The organism is Enterococcus sp. C76 (assembly GCF_040886985.1).
Classification (GTDB): Bacteria; Bacillota; Bacilli; order Lactobacillales; family Enterococcaceae; genus Enterococcus_B; species Enterococcus_B lactis.
In genome coordinates, this window is record NZ_JBFOEY010000043.1 from 1 (window position 1) to 546 (window position 546).

The following is a 546-nucleotide window of genomic DNA, read 5'->3' on the forward strand; positions in this document are numbered from 1 at the left end:
GTCTGGGGAAACATTGTGTGTCAAATTCCATGATTTTGCCAAATGGAACAATTGCCACGTTTGGTTTGGTCCTGCAGGCGCAAACGTCATGACCAAATCATGGGTCGCATCATATTTGCTTTTTATTTGAACTACGTCCATCTCCCCTTTTTTCGGAATCGTTGTTCGTGTTTTTCGAACAAAACAATTGGTGTGCAGCCCTGTTTTTAATTCCGCTAATCCTAATGCCGTATTTTTGGTTAAATTAGGCATAATTACCTCCTTAGGGGCCATTACTGCGACATAAGCGACCCTGTCAGGCACTACCATAGATACTTCTTCCCAAATATCAGACACCACAATCTCATCATTGATCGTGCAAGTTTTTTGTTTGGTGGCAGGTGGTAACGCAGGTTGCACGGTCAAAAGTTTATTTTTATAGTCATAAAACAACACGGGAGAATTCGCTTCTACTTTTTTTGCACAAGTAAACGTAATCGTTTCTCTTGGCACTACACTTGTTTTGAAACTTAAAAAATGATCATTAGCAACAAAGGTTCCTTTTTC

At 39.9% G+C, this 546-nt stretch carries 1 protein-coding gene; it reads right to left on the minus strand.

What is annotated here, in order from left to right; all coding sequences use genetic code 11:
- A partial coding sequence (locus tag AB3I00_RS14615) for a hypothetical protein (protein WP_368025618.1) occupies positions 1-546 on the minus strand: 546 nt, incomplete at both ends.